The sequence below is a fragment of the Rhizobium sp. CFBP 8752 genome, assembly GCF_014842035.1.
In the GTDB taxonomy this organism is placed as follows: Bacteria; Pseudomonadota; Alphaproteobacteria; order Rhizobiales; family Rhizobiaceae; genus Neorhizobium; species Neorhizobium soli.
Genome location: NZ_JACYUZ010000001.1, coordinates 1,046,823 through 1,063,699, shown reverse-complemented (window position 1 = coordinate 1,063,699; position 16,877 = coordinate 1,046,823). Strand labels below are relative to the sequence as shown.

The window sequence follows — 16,877 nt, the reverse complement described above, 5'->3', positions numbered from 1 at the left end:
GCTCCCCTCACCCGATCCGGATCACGGTATCCGACGCAAATGCGAACGTCGGGATGGCCAGGTTTTGCGGAGCAGGTCCCTTACGGATACGGCCTGCCGTATCGTAGTGCGACCCATGACACGGACAGAACCACCCGCCGAAGTCCCCGGACTGGCCAAGCGGCACGCAACCCAGATGGGTGCAGGAGCCGATCATCACGATCCAGTTTTCCTTGCCGGCGCCGGCAGAACGATCGACGCCGGATGCTTGCGCATCGGCCGGCAAGTTGGCATTGCGCGCCACCGGATCCTTGAGCGCGGCAAGCTCAACCTTGTTGGCCTCTTCGAGTTCCTTCGGCGTCCGGTTGCGGATGAACACCGGCTTGCCCCGCCATTTGACGGTGAGCGACATACCCGGCTCAAGAGCTGCGACATTCACTTCGATCGATGCGAGCGCAAGCGTCGATGCATCAGGCCGCATCTGGTCGATGAACGGCCAGGCAACAGCCGCGACGCCCACGGCGCCAGCCATGCCGGTAGTCAAATATAGGAAATCGCGCCGCGTGGGTTCACCCGAATGGGGCTCCACGCGTGCACTATGCGTATCGTGCTCGCTCACGGTCAGTCATCCTCTCACGCTCCAGCGGATAAATCCGCATCGCTCCTCCGCGCGGCTCCCCCGACACACTCATGCCTTGGGAATCCCAGCAAATAGCGCCTCATGTGCTTGATCGCAGATAAAGTCCCAACTTGGCAAGTGCCTGCCCGCCACATTCTGGCCAGGATGCGGACCGTCCCCCTGTATTGCCGGATATGCGCCGCATTGGATCGAACTGCCCCACCCCGGGACGCGCGGGCGTGGCGAAGCGGCCACAACCCCAGATCGCCTGCCCTTCCTTGCCCCTGGCCGGGCCTGTTGCGTTGCCAGTGGCGGAACGGCATGCTAGGCGGCAGAAAGCTTCATGGCAGCCGGCTCGGAAATCCTGAATGAGAAAGACGTTATCGGTCGCCATCTGCGTCATCGTGTCGCTGGTCCTTCTCGCGATCTTGACACGCTATCTGCGGCCTCACTGGATCCTCGCAACGCTGCACAGCCTGCAATTTCATGCGGCCGCGGCCTGCGTCGTCGCCATGGCGGTCGCGCTTCTTATCCACCGCAACCTCGCAAGCTATGCCCTGCTTCTGGTCGCGCTGCTTTTGACCGCGCACCCTCTGTGGATGGCGCGCGAAATTGCGGCGGAGGTCACGCCTGCCGATCAGAGCGCACCGACCTTCCGGCTGATGTCCTTCAACATCCTCTCCGAAAACTACGAAAATGCCGAGGGCATCACCCGCGCCATCGTGTCATCGGGCGCCGATGTGGTGAACATCATGGAAGGCGAATCGCTTTACGAACATCTGACGCAGATCGCCACGGTCTATCCCTACCGCGTCGGCTGCGGCGTGCTCATGGAAGAGTGCGACCAGATGATGTTTTCAAAAACCCCGATCGAAAACGCTTCGGTTCGAAGCCTGAGCAATATCTTCGACAATCGCTTTATCATGGGCGAGGTCACGGTTTCCGGGCGCAAGATCCATGTCGTCGGCATCCATACGACGAAGCCGTATTTCGACAACTTCCACACGATGGAACTCATGAATGCAGCGCTCGCCATCACCGCCACCGATGGCCCGCTGGTTTTGTCAGGCGATTTCAACGCCTCAAGCCTGCCACCCAACATGCGGATGTTTTTGAACTCGACGGGGCTGAAGACCGCCGCCTTCGAGCCGCCCACCTGGCCAGTCCGGGCGCGGATGCTGGGTCTGGCGATCGACCACGTCTATGTGCGTGCCCCGCTCAAGATAAAGTCGCTCACCCGCATGCCGAACACCTACGGCTCCAACCACGCCGGGCTGATCGCCGACATCGCGATCACCGGACCTTGACCACGTCGCCTTCGTCTTCGATCCCCAGAAACCCGCCAGACTGGCGCGACCAGAGATCCGCGTAGAGACCGCCCGCCGCAATCAGCTCGTTATGGGTCCCCTGCTCGATGATGGCGCCCTTGTCCATCACGATCAGCCGGTCGAGCGTCGCGATCGTCGAAAGCCGGTGCGCGATCGCAAGCACGGTCTTGCCCTGCATCAGCCGCTCCAGATTGGACTGGATCGCCGCTTCCACTTCCGAATCGAGCGCCGATGTTGCCTCGTCCAGCACCAGGATTGGCGCGTCCTTCAGCATCACCCGGGCAATCGCCACCCGCTGTCGCTGTCCGCCCGACAGTTTCACGCCGCGCTCGCCCACATGCGCATCGAACCCTCGGCGGCCGCGCTGGTCGGTCAGCGTCTGGATAAACCCGTCTGCCTCGGCCTTCTTGGCCGCATCGAGAAGCTGTGCGTCGGTCGCATCGGGTCTCCCGAACAGGATGTTGTCGCGAAGCGAGCGATGCAGCAGCGACGTGTCCTGCGTCACCATGCCGAGATTGGCACGCAGCGACTCCTGGCTCACCTTCGAGATATCCTGCCCGTCGATCAGGATGCGCCCGCCCTCCAGATCGTAGAAGCGCAGCAGCAGGTTGACGAGCGTCGACTTGCCCGCCCCCGATCGTCCGACGATCCCGATCTTCTCTCCCGCCCGGATGGATAGCGACACGTTGTCGATCACGCCCTCGCCCTTGCCGTAGTGAAATCGGATGTTCTCAAACCGGATCTCCGGCTGCGCCACCTTCAGTTCCGTCGCACCGGGCACGTCCACCAACCCGATCGGCTTGGAGATAAGCTCGGCGGCATTCTGGACGGTGCCGAAATTGCGCATGATGCCGTTGAACTGGGTCATCAGACGGCCGAGCAGGAAATTGAGCCGCAGCACCAGCGCCAAGGTAAAGGCGACCGCGCCGGAACTGATCAGCCCGGACAGCCACAGATGGATCGACAGCGCCGCCATGCTGCTGATCATGATGCCCGACAGAAGCGCCATCGACGCCCGGACGCCGGTGATGAAACGGGTAAAGTGGATGAGCGTGGTCTGATAGGTCTCAAAGCCCTGCCGCATGTAGCGGTCATTGGCCTCGTCGCGCCCGAACAGTTTCAGCGTCTGGATATTGCTGTAGGCGTCGACCATGCGGCCGTTGAGCATCGAGGCGGCCTCCGCCGTCTCGCGCGAGTGATAGCGGATGCGCGGCACGAAATAGCGGGCGAGGAACCCGAATACCAGCACCCAGACGCAGACGAGTACCCCGAGCCGCAGGTCCAGCCCGCCGACCAGGACGAGCATGGAGACCGAGTAGATCGTGACGAACCAGACGCTTTCCATCAGCGAGGTGACGAGATCGCCCGCCGCCTGCCCGCCCGACCAGACCTTGGTGACGATCCGGCCGGAAAAGTCGTTCTGGAAAAACGACAGCGATTGGCGCGCAACATGCATGTAGGACTGCCAGCGCATCAGGTTGTAGAACCCGGGCGTAATGATCTGCTGGTCGATCAGCGCGGTCGACATCGTCACCAGGAAGCGCACGACACCGATCAGCACCAGCATGCCCAACAGCTCGCCGCCATGCTGGTCGAGCAGCACCGTCCAGCCGTCACCCGGCTTGATCGTCGACAGGATATCCACGAGCCGCCCGACGAACCAGAACAGCGCCGCCTCGATCGCCGCCGTCAGTCCGCCGAGAATAAGCATCCCGAAGAACGGCGCCTTGGCCTGCGAGATGTAGAACCAGATAAAGGCGAACACGTCTTCGGGCGGACGCAGATCGTCTTTGCGCGCAAACGGCTGAACATAATTTTCGAATGCGCGGAAGAGACGAATGATCATGCCGCAGGATATAGGCGGATTTCGAAAGGGGCAAAGGCTGGGATGCGGCTGTCGCCGGATAATTCCGCAATCGCCCGCTTTTCATAAGGCGGGCTTCAAAACGAAAACGGCCGCCGAAGCAGCCGTTTCCAGAACTCATCATTTTGGCTGAGGATCAGAACTCCGACCATTCCTGCTTGGCTACAGCCTGACCGCCGCCGAATGCCGAGGCAATCCGGTTGCCCATTGCACGCACGGGTGACTGTGCCGGTCGCGATGCAGGCGTGGCCGAGCGGACGGCACTGCGTCCCTCTTCCAGCTTGAACTGTGCCAAAAGCTCGATCAGCGATGCAGCCTGCGCGGCAAGGCTGTGGCTGGCAGCCGTCGTCTGCTCTACCATCGCCGCGTTCTGCTGGGTGCCCTGGTCCATATGATTGACCGAGGTGCTGATCTCCGACAGACCCGTCGACTGCTCACGCGAAGACACGACGATCGAGGCGACGTTGGTGTTGATCTGCTGCACTTCGGTCACGATCGATTGCAAGGCAGCACCTGTCTGGCCGACCAGCGCAACGCCGTGACGCACCTTTTCGCCCGAAGCACCGATCAGAACCTTGATCTCGCGCGCCGCTTTCGCGGACCGCTGGGCAAGTTCGCGGACTTCCTGGGCAACGACCGCAAAGCCTTTGCCTGCCTCGCCGGCCCTAGCTGCCTCGACACCGGCGTTCAGCGCCAGAAGATTGGTCTGGAAAGCGATGTCGTCGATCACGCCGATGATGTTGCCGATCTCGCCGGACGACTTTTCGATCGCTTCCATCGCAACAACGGCCTGGCGAACGATATCGCCGGACTTTTCGGCACCGTTGCGGGTGTGCTCGACGAGCTTGCCGGCTTCTCCGGCACGGGCTGCCGAATCCTTGACGGCCGTCGTTACCTCCTCGAGCGCCGCAGCGGTCTCTTCGACCGATGCCGCCTGCTGCTCGGTACGCTTCGACAGATCGTCTGCGGCAGAGCGGATCTCGTTGGCACCGGCATCGATCATCCGGGCATTGTCGCCGACCGACCGAAGGACAGTCTGCAGATTGTCCATCGAGGCGTTAAAGTTGACGCGCAGCTGATCGAGCTGTCCGGCGAACGGCTGTCCGATGCGGAAGGTCATATCGCCGTGCGAGAGGGAGTTCAGACCGTTGGCAAGACTATCGACGGCAAACGAAACCTCGGCCGCCTCATGCGCCTTCTGCTCCTCGCGAGCAATCCGCTCGCTCTCGCTCATCGAACGGTTGGCCTCGGTTTCCCGCTCCAGGCGCTCGCGCTCCAGGGCGTTGTTGCGGAACACGGAGACGGCTGCTGCCATCTCGCCGATTTCATCCTTCCGCCCCGCGTAAGGGATCGCAACCTGCGCATTACCGGAGGCAAGCGTGTTCATCGAACCGGTAATGTCGGCAATCGGGCGCGCAACGCGGAAGTAGGACAAAAGCCCTGCAGCAAGCGCGAGAAGTGTTGCGAAGACGACGACGACTATCGTCGAGATCGCTGCAAACCGTGCGGCGCTATCTGCGACCTTGCCGTATTCGAGGCTGTGCAGCCGGTTGTCGTTGATCATGTCCAGCATCACATCGCCGGCCTCGCCGCCTTTGGGCACCATCTGCGCGATGACGGCCTTGGCCTCATAGACGCGCGAGGCCCCCAGCAGGCTGACGAACTGAGCTCCCAGCTTGTCGTAATCGGCAACGATCGCCTCGAGCTTTTCGATCTTGTCCTTGGTCACATCGAGGCTGGCCGTGTCGGCGAATGTCTTGAAAGCCTCGGCACGCTCCTGCGTCTTGGCGCGGATCTGATCGAGCCACTGCTTCTGGTCAGCGGCATTGCTGGCCGAAAGCGCCATCAAATAAAGACGCCGGATATCGGACAGGATCCTGTCCATATTGGAGGTCATCACCGAGCGTTCCATGCGACGGCTGATATTGGACGTCTGAGCATCGAGCTGGTTGACGGAGCGCATGGCGAGTGCGCCCTGAAGGATCACCAGAAGAACGGTGATGCCGAAGAGAGCGGGCAGAAGAAACTTGATCTTTATCTTGCTGAACATCTGGGACCGGAGCCGAAATGAGAGGGAGTTTAATCCCTCGAGACTTGACAGCTTTAGATAAAGAAAAACTTACTGCGTCTCGGCCATAAAAAAATATTAGCGTCGTCGCAAATACCTGACATTGTTGAATGTTTCGCTGGCCGCGGCGTCGTTCCCTAGGGAGCCGCCGAGAGCGTGAGCGACCATCCCGGGGTGGCTCGGAACATGCGCAACAAGTTATGAATCGTTGGCGTCGCGCCCTCCCGCCGATCGGAAGCGTCCAGCGCCCATCGGACGCGTGACGACCGTTGTCGGCCGCCGGTTTCCCCGGCGACCGTGAGCCTCTTCCGTCAACGGTTTACTCGGCAGCCTGGCCCTCGTCCTCATGCCCGATGAAGCCGCCGGACTGACGGTTCCAGAGGTCCGCATAGATGCCGCCCTGATCCGCCAGTTCGCGATGCGTGCCGGTCTCGACGATGGCGCCCCGGTCGAGCACGATCACCCGGTCCATCTCCGTGAGTGTCGACAGCCGATGCGCGATGGCGATGACCGTCTTGCCCTGCATCAGGGCAAACAGGTTTTCCTGGATTGCCGCTTCGACTTCCGAATCCAGCGCCGAGGTCGCCTCGTCCAGCACCAGGATCGGCGCATCTTTCAGGAACACGCGGGCGATCGCGATCCGCTGACGCTGGCCACCCGAAAGCTTGACGCCGCGCTCGCCCACATGCGCGTCGAGCCCCTTGCGCCCCTGAAGATCGACAAGGCTTTCCACGAAGTCCCAGGCATTGGCCCGCTTGGTCGCCTCGATGATCTCGGCATCGGTCGCGTCCGGCCGGCCATAGGCGATATTGTCGCGGATCGAGCGATGCAGCAGCGATGTGTCCTGTGTCACCACGCCGACCAAGGACCGCAAACTGTCCTGCGTCACACCGGCAATGTCCTGCCCGTCGATGGTGATCCGCCCGCTTTCCAGATCGTAGAACCGCAGGAGCAGGTTCATCAGAGTCGTCTTGCCGGCCCCGGAGCGCCCGATCAGACCAACCTTCTCGCCGGCCTTGATATCCAGCGTCAGCCCGTCGATGACGCCCGCTGCCTTGCCGTAATGGAAGCGCACGTCGTCGTAGACGATATGGCCTTTCGCCGCCGAAAGCTTCGACGCATCCTCGACATCGGTGACGTCATGCGGCTTGGTCATCATCGACATGCCGTCATAGACCGTGCCGATATTCTCAAACAGCGCCGAGACTTCCCACATGATCCACTGCGACATGCCGTTGATGCGCATTGCAAGGCCGATCGCGATGGCAATGGCGCCGATCGAGATCGCGCTGTCCAGCCAGAACCAGATCGACAGCGTCGCGACGGCAAACAGGGCTGCACAGTTGTAGAAATAGACCAGCACCTGGAACGCGGTCACCTTGCGCATCTGCCCATGCACGGTCTTCAGGAACACGTCCATCGCATCCTTGGCGTAGTCTTCCTCACGGCCGGAATGTGAAAACAGCTTCACCGTCGCGATGTTGGTGTAGCTGTCGACGACACGCCCGGTCATCATCGAGCGCGCATCCGCCTGCGCCGCCGAAATCTTCCGGAGCTTGGGAACGTAGTAGGCGACGGTTGCCGAATAAAAGGCGATCCAGACAACCAGCGGCACCGCCAGACGGATATCCGCGACCGCAACCACCGCCACCATCGAGATGAAGTAGGTTGCCACATAGACGAAGACGTCGAGCACCTTCATCACCACTTCGCGGATCGCCAGCGACGTCTGCATGACCTTGGTCGAGACGCGACCCGCAAACTCGTTGGCAAAGAAGGTCATCGAGTGGTTGAGCAGGAACCGGTGCATCTGCCAGCGGGCGATCATCGGGAAATTGCCCATCAGGATCTGGTGCATGATGAGAGAATTGAGGCCGGCGACCAGCGGCAGCCCGACCAGCACCATCAACGCCATGGCAACCAGCGTCATTCCCTCGTTCTGAAGGAAAGTCGAACGCTCCGCATGCGTCAGCCAGTCGACGATATTGCCCAGAAACTGGAACAGCATCACTTCGCCGAGCGCGATGAACATCGTGCAGACCGACATGATCAGCACCCAGGGCCAGACAGGCTTGGTATAGTGCCAGAGGAAGGCGATCAGGCCGGCAGGCGGCAGGCCTGGGGTCTCCTCGGGATAAGGGTGAACCCGCCGTTCGAACCAGGAAAACATTGATAGCTCCGTCAATCGGACCCGCTTCACGCAACGCAAACGCGCCGACGGCGAACCGGTCAGTTATGTGGTGAGCGCTGCCGAATATCGGCCGCGCAAAATACAAAGGTGAAAAAGACTGCGTGAAACCGCGGACGCCTAAGCCTGTCGGACAAATACCGGGGGGCGGAGGCGCATAAGCACGGTCATATCCATGTAGGCCTCCATAGGCTGGCGTTAAAGATCGATGCCCTTTTACCCGTTCATTGCCATTTTGAAAAGTCCCAAATCTGCGGCAATCCGATCGAAACCGCCCTCAAACGCTTGAGCTCACAGGCCGGCTCGGCTTAAGGAAAACCATGACCAACCTGCGCATCGCCCTCTACCAGCCCGACATTCCCGGCAATACCGGCACGATCCTTCGCCTCGCCGCCTGCCTCGGCCTCGGCGTCGATATCATCGAACCGGCCGGCTTCGATATTTCGGATCGCAACCTGAAACGCTCAGGCATGGATTACCTGGCAAACGTCGAACTCACCCGCCACGTCAACTGGCAGCAGTTCGACGACTGGCGGAGATCCGAAAACCGGCGGCTGGTCCTCGCCTCCACAAAGGCCGCCCAACCCTACGTGGACTTCCAGTTTCAGCCCGGCGACATCCTGCTGTTCGGCCGCGAGAGCGCCGGCGTTCCGGACCTCGTCCACGAAACGGCGGATGCCCGCATACTGATCCCGATGCGCGAAGGACAGCGCTCCATCAACGTCGCCATGTCGGCCGCAATGATATCAGGAGAAGCGCTGCGGCAGACGGGTTTCACCGCATAAACGGCACGCGCATTTGGCGTCTTTTACACGCCTGAGTTTACTCTATGATGTTGCACGACTGCACTCCATAGAGTACATATTATGTACAAAATTCTATCCACGTCCGTATTCGATACCTGGATCGACGACCTCGTGGACAGACGTGCCGCGACGCGAATTTTGGCCCGCATCGGCAGATGCGAAGGAAGGAAATCTCGGCGATATCAAGCCCGTCGGTGAGGGCATAAGCGAGATGCGAATTCACCACGGCCCAGGCTACCGCGTGTATTTCGTGCGGCGCGATCGCACCATTTTGCTCCTGCTGTGTGGGGGAGACAAGGATAGTCAGGCGAGAGACATCGCTGAGGCCAGAAAATTGGCTGCGTTTTGGAAAGGATAGTTCGATGCCTCTGGAGACTCGTCCATTCGATATTTCCGAACACCTGAACTCTGAGGAAGACTGTCTCGAATTCATGGTCGCAGCCTTCGAGGAAGGCGACCCGGCCTTCATTGCCAAATGCCTCGGCACCGTCGCCAAGGCCCGCAACATGAGCAAGCTTGCCCGCAAGACAGGCATGAGCCGCGCGGCGCTCTACAAGGCCTTGAGCGGCGAAGGCAACCCGGAGTTTACCACCATCCTGAAGGTGATGAAGGCATTGGGTCTCGAACTCATGCCGGTCATGGTGAAAGAGCAAGCCATCGAAGACGCCGCCTGATCCGTGTTCCGGCCCCAGCGCCAAAACGCGTAAAAAACTGTCGCGAACAGTGATTTGCACATCGCTGCAATCGGCCTATATTCGTTAGCCGGCAATTCATTATCGCACTTCATTCGATAGGAACCGTCCCCGGGCGAAGACAATCTGATATGCAATCCACCATCGTCATCATCAATCTTTTCGGCGCCGTGGCCCTGCTTCTGTTTGGCCTTGCGCAGGTCAAGGATGGGGTCACGCGCGCCTTCGGGACACGCCTCAAGACGGGTCTAGCCCGCGGCACCAGCAGCAGCCTGCGCTCCTTCGTCTCCGGCCTTGTCGCCACGATCGCCCTGCAAAGTTCGACCGCCACCGCGCTGACGCTCGCCTCGTTTGCCGAACGCGGCATGGTGCGTCCACGCATGGCTCAGATCGTGCTCCTCGGCGCCAATGTCGGCACCGCCGTTACCGCCTGGCTGGTCGCGACCGGCATCGAGTGGCTGTCGCCCCTTCTCATCCTCATCGGTCTGGTTATCCTTCGCGGTGCATCGCCAGCCCGCAAAGGCGGCGGCACGGCCATGATAGGCGTCGGCCTGATGCTGCTGTCGCTGCATCTGCTTGGGCTCGCCACCGAACCGATGCGCCAGTCGCCGGCGCTCGCGGCCTTTATCGGCCTGCTCGATGACGCGTGGCCGGTGGCGCTGATCCTGTCGGCGGTTCTGGCTTTCGTCTCGTCGTCCAGCCTGGCGGTCGTGGTGCTGATCCTCTCGCTCGCCTCGACCGGAAATGTCTCCGCCGGCCTGGTAATCGTGCTCATCCTTGGTGCCAATCTCGGTGGCGCCATTCCGCCCGTCGTCGCCACTCTTTCTGCGCCGGCTGCCGCAAGACGCATCACGCTCGGCAACCTTGTCACCCGCGGCATCGGTTGCGCCATCGCGTTGCCGCTCGCGGGCCCTGTCGCCGATGCCGTTCAAGCCTTGCCGCTGTCGCCGGAAAAGCTCCCGGTCGATGCACACCTCGCCTTCAATATCCTGCTGGCGCTGGTCGTATTCCCGTTCTCAGCCCAAGTCTCGCGCCTTGCAGCTCGCCTTGTCCCTGATGATCCGCAGCGAGACGACGGCCCCCGCTTCCTCGATCAGGACGCGCTCGACAACCCGGTGATGGCGCTCGCCAATGCGACGCGCGAAGTGCTCGGCGTCGGCGACACCATCGAGCGCATGCTGATCCGCACCGAAAATGCCTTCAAACGTAACGATATCGCCCCACTTGCAGACATCGCCGGGCTCGAGTCACGGGTCGATCACCTTCATCAGGATGTGAAGCTCTACCTGTCGGAACTGGGCCGCACCGGTCTCGATGCGGAGAACGCCCGCCGCTCAATCGCCATCATCGATTACGCAATCAACCTCGAACATATCGGCGACATCATCGAAAAGGGCATCGCCGAACAGGTCCGCAAGAAGATTGCGCACGGCCTCAAGTTCTCGGACGACGGCTTCGATGAATTGCAGGTGCTGCTCAGCCTGACCGTCGACAACCTGAGAACCGCCCAGACGATCTTCCAGACCGGCGATCTGGCGCTGGCGCGGCAGTTGATGGAAATCAAGGTGGAAGTCCGCCGGCTCGAAAAGCGGTCCGCCGAAAAGCATCTGGAGCGGTTGCGCGACGGACGACTGGAAAGCCTGCAGACCAGCTCGCTGCATCTCGACATGCTGCGTGACCTGAAACGCATCAACGCGCACATCGTGTCGGTTGCGCATCCGATCCTCGATGACAGCGGCGCACTGATCGAAAGCCGCCTTCGCCTCGCCGAACCCGGCGCCTGAGGGACTTCCTTAGTCCGCCGTCGGAAGTCTCCGCATGGTGAATTCGATGCGGTCGCCCTCCAGCTGACGCCAGCTTTCCACTTCGGTCCAGTAGGCAGCCTTCGGAAATTCGTCGAACCATTGCCGCGCTTTTTCGCGGGCATCCTCGCGGGTCATCAGAAATGTCTCGCGCACGAACATACTGCCCGGTCCGCCGGCCTGTTCCTGCCGGTGGCGGTGAATTCTGCGCTTCAGCCCGTCGAGTGGCGGGGGTGTGAATTTCGCCATCAAACCCTCTTATCGGCACCTGGTGACATCAAGATAATATGGTCTCACACGCATTGCGAGTCTGTTTTCCCGTCTTAAAACGGGCGGCCTCACGCGCTTGGGAATGGCCGGCGCAAGTCTGAGATGCTAAGTGCCGCCGGCGAGGATACGGAAGCAGATCAAAGGCATAGCGGAAAAGGAAAAGACCATGGAACGGCCGGCATTGCCCAAGGAACTGCCCGAAAATCTCGAAGAGAAGAAGGCAGCCGCGCGAGCCTGGTTCGAGAGCCTCCGCGACACGATCTGTGCTTCCTTCGAGGCTTTGGAAGACGAGCTGACCGGCCCGCTCTCCGATCAGCCGCCCGGCCGCTTTACCCGGAAGAACTGGCTCCGCAACGAGGGTGAAGGCGGCGGCGGTACGATGTCGATGATGGAAGGCCGCGTCTTCGAGAAGGTCGGCGTCCACACGTCCACCGTCCACGGCGAGTTTTCCGAAGAATTCCGCAAGCAGATCCCCGGCGCCGACGAAGACCCCGCATTCTGGGCGTCGGGCATTTCGCTCATCGCCCATCCGGTTAATCCCAATGTGCCGGCAGTGCACATGAACACCCGCATGGTCGTCACCACCAGCCAGTGGTTCGGTGGCGGCGCCGACCTGACGCCGGTCCTCGACATCCGCCGCAGCCAGGAAGACCCCGATACCCAGCTTTTCCACCGGGTCATGGAAATCACGTGCAATCGGCACGCGGTCGCCGATTACCCCCGCTACAAGGCATGGTGCGAAGACTATTTCTTCCTGAAGCACCGCAACGAGCCCCGCGGCGTCGGCGGCATCTTTTTCGACTGGCTCCATTCGGATGCGGAAAAAGGCGGCTGGGATGCCGATTTCGCCTTCACGCAGGATGTCGGCCGCGCCTTCAACCTCCTCTATCCGAAGATCGTCCGCGGCAATTTCAACCGGCCCTGGACCGAAGAGAACCGCGACGAGCAACTGATCCGTCGCGGCCGCTACGTGGAGTTCAACCTTCTCTACGACCGCGGTACCATTTTCGGCCTGAAGACTGGCGGCAATGTGGAATCGATCTTGTCCTCAATGCCACCGGCAGTCCGCTGGCCCTGATCATTTTGGCACGCCCAGGCAGTCTGCTCTCAAGAAATTGATGACTGTAAGGCCACTGGTAGTTGTCATCTGCGAAAAATTCGATGTTCGAATCGGTGTGTTCGGTGCTAGCGTGCGTTCTGGTTGCACGGGAGAACAGCCATGACCCCATCAAACAGCCTGACAAAACCAAGTCCATACCCCGTTTCGAAGTTGATGAAGACGCCCGAATTGGTCGAGCGTCTGGCCGTCGAAATGCGAGCCAGAAGCGGTGGCGAACTGCCCCACGCTTTCTGTGTCGAGCAAGTGAAGCGGCAGCTTGCCGGTAAGTCGGCGGAATCCGGCGCGGCCAATGCCGCTCACATGATGATTCCCACGGAGCGGGCATCCGTATTCCACTCCTGGGCGATCTCCGAATAGGAGGATTGATCAGGAGCTCTGCTTCACGATCTCGTCCAGCCGGGCGGCCAGCGCTGCCCGGTCGGGGTTGAAGTTACGCTCCACCCAGAAGTCCTCGATCTGCTTCAGGATCTCACCGACCCTCTTGCCGGCAGGCACACCTGCCGAGAGAACGTCGGCGCCCGCGATCGGAAAGACCGGCTTGACGTAGCCCTCGGCCCGCTTCAGAAGAACCGACAGCCTTGCCGACTTGCGCATCGCCATTGGATCGCCCTCGGCCGCTGCTCTGGCCGACGACAGCGCCAGCTTGACGCGTGCAACCATGCCGGCCACGCCATTTCGGTAGAGCAGACGATCGAAGCCGACATCCGTCACCTCGTCGGGAATGGCGGGTGCGGACGCCCAGACGGCCAGCTTCGCCGCATCGGCATTCGAAAACCGCAGCCGCTTTGCCATCGCCGTAAGCCGTTCCGCATCGGGCGGCACGATCGCCGCAAGCCGCAGCAGCGGATCCGGCGTCCAGCCGAGTGCTGCTTCCGCAGCGACCAACGGATGAATGCCGTCGATGCCCCATTTTTCGGTTTCCGGCAGGATTTCCGTCAGCACGCCAGCCTGCCGCATCCACAAAAGTGCGCGCGACGGATCGGGGGCGGCCAGCAGTTTCTTAGTCTCGCCCCAGACCCGCTCGCCAGACAGCGTCGAAAGCCTGTCCTTGGCGCGTGCCGATGCCCGCAATCCGTCCGCATCCGGCCGGCCGGATCCGTAATAGGCGAAAAACCGGAAGAACCGGAGAATGCGCAGATGATCCTCGGCAATCCGCTGCGAAGCGTCGCCGATGAAACGGATCGTCCGGCTCTCGATGTCGGGCAGACCTCCGACCGGATCGACCACGGCGCCCGATGCATCCGCGTAAAGTGCATTGATGGTGAGGTCGCGCCGTTCCGCGTCAGCCTGCCAGTCGGTGCCGAACGAAACCTTGGCATGGCGTCCGTCCGTCTCGATATCGCGCCGAAGCGTCGTCACCTCGAACGGCGTGCCGTCGATCACCAGCGTCACCGTCCCATGCTCGATGCCGGTCGGCACGGCCTTCATGCCGGCAGCCTCTGCCCGCTCCACCACATCCTGCGGCAGAAGCGTCGTCGCCACGTCGATATCGGCGACAGCAAGCCCCATCAGCGCGTTGCGCACGGCGCCGCCAGCCACCCGCGCCTCGCCGCCATCGGCGTTCAGAAGGAGAAGAAGCCGCTGCAGAGCGGCATCGTTGAACCATGCCTCACCGGCAACCGAGGGGGTAGCAATGGAGGTCATGCGTAAAGCCTTTCATACAGCGTGCGTAAAATTCCGGCGGTAATGCCCCAGATTTCCCTGTCCTCATAGGGCATGACATAGAAGTGCCGGGTCGCGCCATTCCAGTCGCGGGTGCCGCGCTGGTGGTTCGCCTCGTCCATAAGAAACGACAGCGGCACTTCAAACGCCGAATCCACCTCGTCCGGATTGAGCGTCAGATCGAAGCCGCGGGTCACCACGGCCAGCACCGGGGTGATGCGAAATCCGGTCGCTGCATAATAATCGGGAAGCCTGGCCAGCGGCTCGACGAAACGTCGGTCAAGACCGATCTCTTCCTCGGCCTCGCGCAGCGCCGCCACCTCAGGCGATCCGTCTTCGGGATCGATCGCACCGCCCGGAAACGCGATCTGTCCGGAATGCTTGCGCAGCTTTACGGTCCGCTGCGTCAGGATCACCTTGGCGCCATCGGCATCGTCGATGACAGGCACCAGCACCGCGGCATCCTTCAGCTTGGATTGAATGGTCGCGTTCACCCAAGCCGGGTTAAGCACATGATCGCCGTGATCGCGCCAGGCATCCTCGATCGGCCCGCCCTTCTGGGAACGCGCACGTCGGCGAAACTCTGACGCCGAATAAAAACCGAGACCACTCATCGGGACAACAATTCCAGCTCGGCCGCCGGCATCACCGGGAACACCGTATCGCCGGATCGGACCGCAAACATCGCGACACCATCGATCTCGATCGTCTCGCCAAGCTCCACCAGATCATACATCACCGCCCGCGAGACCAGTGCCTCGAGCCGTCCGCGGACATGCAGGTAGGGCTTCAGTTCCTGCCCCTCGCCCGCGATCGCAAACCGGATCGGATGGTCGCTGCCTGCCTCGACGACATCGCCAACATTGGTGCGAAACGTCAGCACCTGCTCTCCGTCACGCGCGCTCGTTTGCATCTCAACCGCCACGAACGGCGCATCGACGACGCGGATCGCAACCTTTTCCACAGGCGTAACAAGATAGGTTCGGCCGTCCTCGTCCTTGCGCAGCACGGTCGAAAACAGCCGGACCAGCGGCGCACGGCCAATCGGCGTACCCAGATAGAACCACGTTCCGTCGGCGCGGATTTCCATGTCTAGATCGCCGCAGAACGGCGGGTTCCACCGCTCGACCGGCGGCAGGCCCGGCATTTCGCCCCGCGGGCCACCACTCGCCTGCTCCGACGCATGGGCGATCATCGCCGCGAGACCAGCGGCATCGGCCGCCGTATTAATTGGTTCTACTGCCATTTTTCAGTCCCGGTTCGACCTTAAGCATCAGCCAAGGTGAATGTTCTCACGAGATAGTCATTCATCGCGTGCTTGTCAGCCTTATTTGGCGGAATAAGTTTCAAGGTCTAAGGTGGCCGCTGCGATGCAGCGATTCACGGTCGGACGGATAGGTTCGGCGAAGCCTGCTGGATCTGGATACCAATCAAAGGTGATGGTGAACGACATGGGCATGATGAATTCTACGCAAACAGTCCTCGACGAGAAAGCCATCATCGCCTCGGCCGAAAAGGCACTTGCCGATATCGCCGCCATCCGCGAGGAAGTCGCCAAGGTCATCTTCGGCCAGGAACGTGTCGTCGAAAACACCATGCTCGCGGTTCTCTCGGGCGGTCATGCGCTGCTGGTCGGTGTTCCCGGCCTCGCCAAGACCAAACTCGTCTCGACGCTCGGCACCGTCCTCGGGCTTGATTCTAACCGCATCCAGTTCACGCCCGACCTGATGCCGTCAGATATTCTGGGCTCCGAAGTGATGGATACGGATGAGACCGGACGCCGCTCCTTCCGCTTCGTCAAGGGACCCGTCTTCGGACAGCTGCTGATGGCCGACGAAATCAACCGCGCTTCGCCGCGCACCCAGTCTGCGCTGCTGCAGGCCATGCAGGAATATCACATCACCGTGGCCGGCCAGCGCTATGACCTGCCGGCACCATTCCACGTCCTTGCCACGCAGAACCCGCTGGAACAGGAAGGCACCTATCCGCTTCCCGAAGCGCAGCTCGACCGGTTCCTGCTGCAGGTGGACGTTCTCTACCCGGAGCTTGCCGCCGAACGCCAGATCCTGCTCGATACGACCGGCAGCGCCGAAGCCAAGGCGCGCAGCGTCATCGACGCGACGCGGCTGAAGGATATCCAGGCGCTGATCCGCCAGATGCCGGTCTCCGACACGGTGGTCGATGCGATCCTGTCGCTCGTTCGCTCGGCCCGCCCGGGCCACGGCAACGCTTCGACCGACAAGCATGTCGCCTGGGGTCCGGGTCCGCGTGCCGGCCAGTCGCTGATGCTGACGGCCCGTGCCCGTGCGCTTTACGAAGGCCGCCTCGCTCCGTCGCTCGACGATATCCACGCGCTTGCCGAACCGGTCCTGCAGCACCGCATGGCGCTGACATTTGCCGCCCGCGCCGAAGGCATGTCGGTCCGCGATGTCATCGCCGGCCTGGTCAAACAGGCCCGCGGCTGAAGATCGCCGGTTCA

At 61.5% G+C, this 16,877-nt stretch carries 16 protein-coding genes; 8 read left to right on the top strand and 8 right to left on the bottom strand.

Annotated elements, in window-relative coordinates; all coding sequences use genetic code 11:
* Nucleotides 1–7: 7 nt before the first annotated feature.
* Nucleotides 8–598 (bottom strand): ubiquinol-cytochrome c reductase iron-sulfur subunit, encoded by a 591-nt coding sequence (gene petA / locus IFT59_RS05085; RefSeq protein ID WP_062455741.1) that lies wholly within the window; start codon nt 596–598, stop codon nt 8–10.
* Nucleotides 599–966: 368 nt separating this feature from the next.
* Between petA and IFT59_RS05080 the strand changes: the two genes are divergently transcribed.
* Nucleotides 967–1,905: an endonuclease/exonuclease/phosphatase family protein gene (locus tag IFT59_RS05080; RefSeq protein WP_192086261.1), complete on the top strand. Its 939-nt coding sequence runs from the start codon at nt 967–969 to the stop codon at nt 1,903–1,905.
* Here IFT59_RS05080 and IFT59_RS05075 read toward each other — a convergent pair.
* The 3 genes from IFT59_RS05075 to IFT59_RS05065 all read right to left on the bottom strand — a co-directional run bounded on the left by IFT59_RS05075 (nt 1,892) and on the right by IFT59_RS05065 (nt 8,028).
* The gene (locus IFT59_RS05075) at nt 1,892–3,772 is read right to left on the bottom strand and encodes an ABC transporter ATP-binding protein (protein WP_192086260.1); all 1,881 of its coding nucleotides are present in this window, start codon (nt 3,770–3,772) and stop codon (nt 1,892–1,894) included. The two genes, IFT59_RS05080 and IFT59_RS05075, sit on opposite strands and share 14 nt — an antisense overlap.
* A gap of 154 nt (nt 3,773–3,926) precedes the next feature.
* Entirely contained in the window at nt 3,927–5,840 is a 1,914-nt protein-coding gene (locus IFT59_RS05070; RefSeq protein WP_192086259.1) for a HAMP domain-containing methyl-accepting chemotaxis protein, read from the bottom strand.
* 337 nt (nt 5,841–6,177) lie between these two features.
* Complete coding sequence (locus tag IFT59_RS05065; RefSeq protein WP_192086258.1) at nt 6,178–8,028, bottom strand: ABC transporter ATP-binding protein; 1,851 nt, start codon at nt 8,026–8,028, stop codon at nt 6,178–6,180.
* Between the two features lie 338 nt (nt 8,029–8,366).
* Between IFT59_RS05065 and IFT59_RS05060 the strand changes: the two genes are divergently transcribed.
* The 4 genes from IFT59_RS05060 (at nt 8,367) to IFT59_RS05045 (ending at nt 11,328) form a co-directional block, all read left to right on the top strand.
* Nucleotides 8,367–8,831, top strand: a complete 465-nt coding sequence (locus IFT59_RS05060; RefSeq protein ID WP_113110745.1) for a tRNA (cytidine(34)-2'-O)-methyltransferase — start codon at nt 8,367–8,369, stop codon at nt 8,829–8,831.
* Nucleotides 8,832–9,063: 232 nt separating this feature from the next.
* Nucleotides 9,064–9,210: a type II toxin-antitoxin system RelE/ParE family toxin gene (locus IFT59_RS23420; RefSeq protein ID WP_280136951.1), complete on the top strand. Its 147-nt coding sequence runs from the start codon at nt 9,064–9,066 to the stop codon at nt 9,208–9,210.
* A 4-nt stretch (nt 9,211–9,214) separates the two neighbouring features.
* Nucleotides 9,215–9,526 carry an addiction module antidote protein gene (locus tag IFT59_RS05050; RefSeq protein ID WP_192086257.1) on the top strand — a complete coding sequence of 104 codons (312 nt, stop codon included), beginning with the start codon at nt 9,215–9,217 and terminating at the stop codon, nt 9,524–9,526.
* Nucleotides 9,527–9,675: 149 nt separating this feature from the next.
* Nucleotides 9,676–11,328, top strand: coding sequence for a Na/Pi cotransporter family protein (locus IFT59_RS05045; protein ID WP_192086256.1), 1,653 nt, complete (start codon nt 9,676–9,678; stop codon nt 11,326–11,328).
* A gap of 9 nt (nt 11,329–11,337) precedes the next feature.
* Here the strand turns inward: IFT59_RS05045 and IFT59_RS05040 are convergent, their stop codons facing one another.
* The gene (locus IFT59_RS05040; RefSeq protein ID WP_062455715.1) at nt 11,338–11,595 is read right to left on the bottom strand and encodes a hypothetical protein; all 258 of its coding nucleotides are present in this window, start codon (nt 11,593–11,595) and stop codon (nt 11,338–11,340) included.
* Between the two features lie 187 nt (nt 11,596–11,782).
* Here IFT59_RS05040 and hemF point away from each other — a divergent pair, with 187 nt between their 5' ends.
* Together hemF and IFT59_RS05030 are read left to right on the top strand one after the other, a co-directional pair.
* Complete coding sequence (hemF, locus tag IFT59_RS05035) at nt 11,783–12,694, top strand: oxygen-dependent coproporphyrinogen oxidase (RefSeq protein WP_062455712.1); 912 nt, start codon at nt 11,783–11,785, stop codon at nt 12,692–12,694.
* A gap of 141 nt (nt 12,695–12,835) precedes the next feature.
* On the top strand, nt 12,836–13,093 hold the full coding sequence (locus IFT59_RS05030) for a hypothetical protein (RefSeq protein ID WP_192086255.1): 258 nt from the start codon (nt 12,836–12,838) through the stop codon (nt 13,091–13,093).
* Nucleotides 13,094–13,102: 9 nt separating this feature from the next.
* Here the strand turns inward: IFT59_RS05030 and IFT59_RS05025 are convergent, their stop codons facing one another.
* Genes IFT59_RS05025 through IFT59_RS05015 form a run of 3 tightly spaced genes read right to left on the bottom strand, consistent with a single transcriptional unit; the run spans nt 13,103 to nt 15,644 of the window.
* The gene (locus tag IFT59_RS05025; protein WP_192086254.1) at nt 13,103–14,380 is read right to left on the bottom strand and encodes a CCA tRNA nucleotidyltransferase; all 1,278 of its coding nucleotides are present in this window, start codon (nt 14,378–14,380) and stop codon (nt 13,103–13,105) included.
* On the bottom strand, nt 14,377–15,012 hold the full coding sequence (locus IFT59_RS05020) for a CoA pyrophosphatase (RefSeq protein ID WP_192086253.1): 636 nt from the start codon (nt 15,010–15,012) through the stop codon (nt 14,377–14,379). Before IFT59_RS05020 ends, IFT59_RS05025 begins: the two co-directional genes overlap by 4 nt.
* Entirely contained in the window at nt 15,009–15,644 is a 636-nt protein-coding gene (locus IFT59_RS05015) for a DUF1285 domain-containing protein (RefSeq protein ID WP_192086252.1), read from the bottom strand. The genes IFT59_RS05020 and IFT59_RS05015 overlap by 4 nt, the downstream gene beginning before the upstream one ends.
* Nucleotides 15,645–15,849: 205 nt before the next feature.
* Here IFT59_RS05015 and IFT59_RS05010 point away from each other — a divergent pair, with 205 nt between their 5' ends.
* On the top strand, nt 15,850–16,863 hold the full coding sequence (locus IFT59_RS05010) for an AAA family ATPase (RefSeq protein WP_192086251.1): 1,014 nt from the start codon (nt 15,850–15,852) through the stop codon (nt 16,861–16,863).
* The last annotated feature ends 14 nt before the right edge of the window (nt 16,864–16,877 follow it).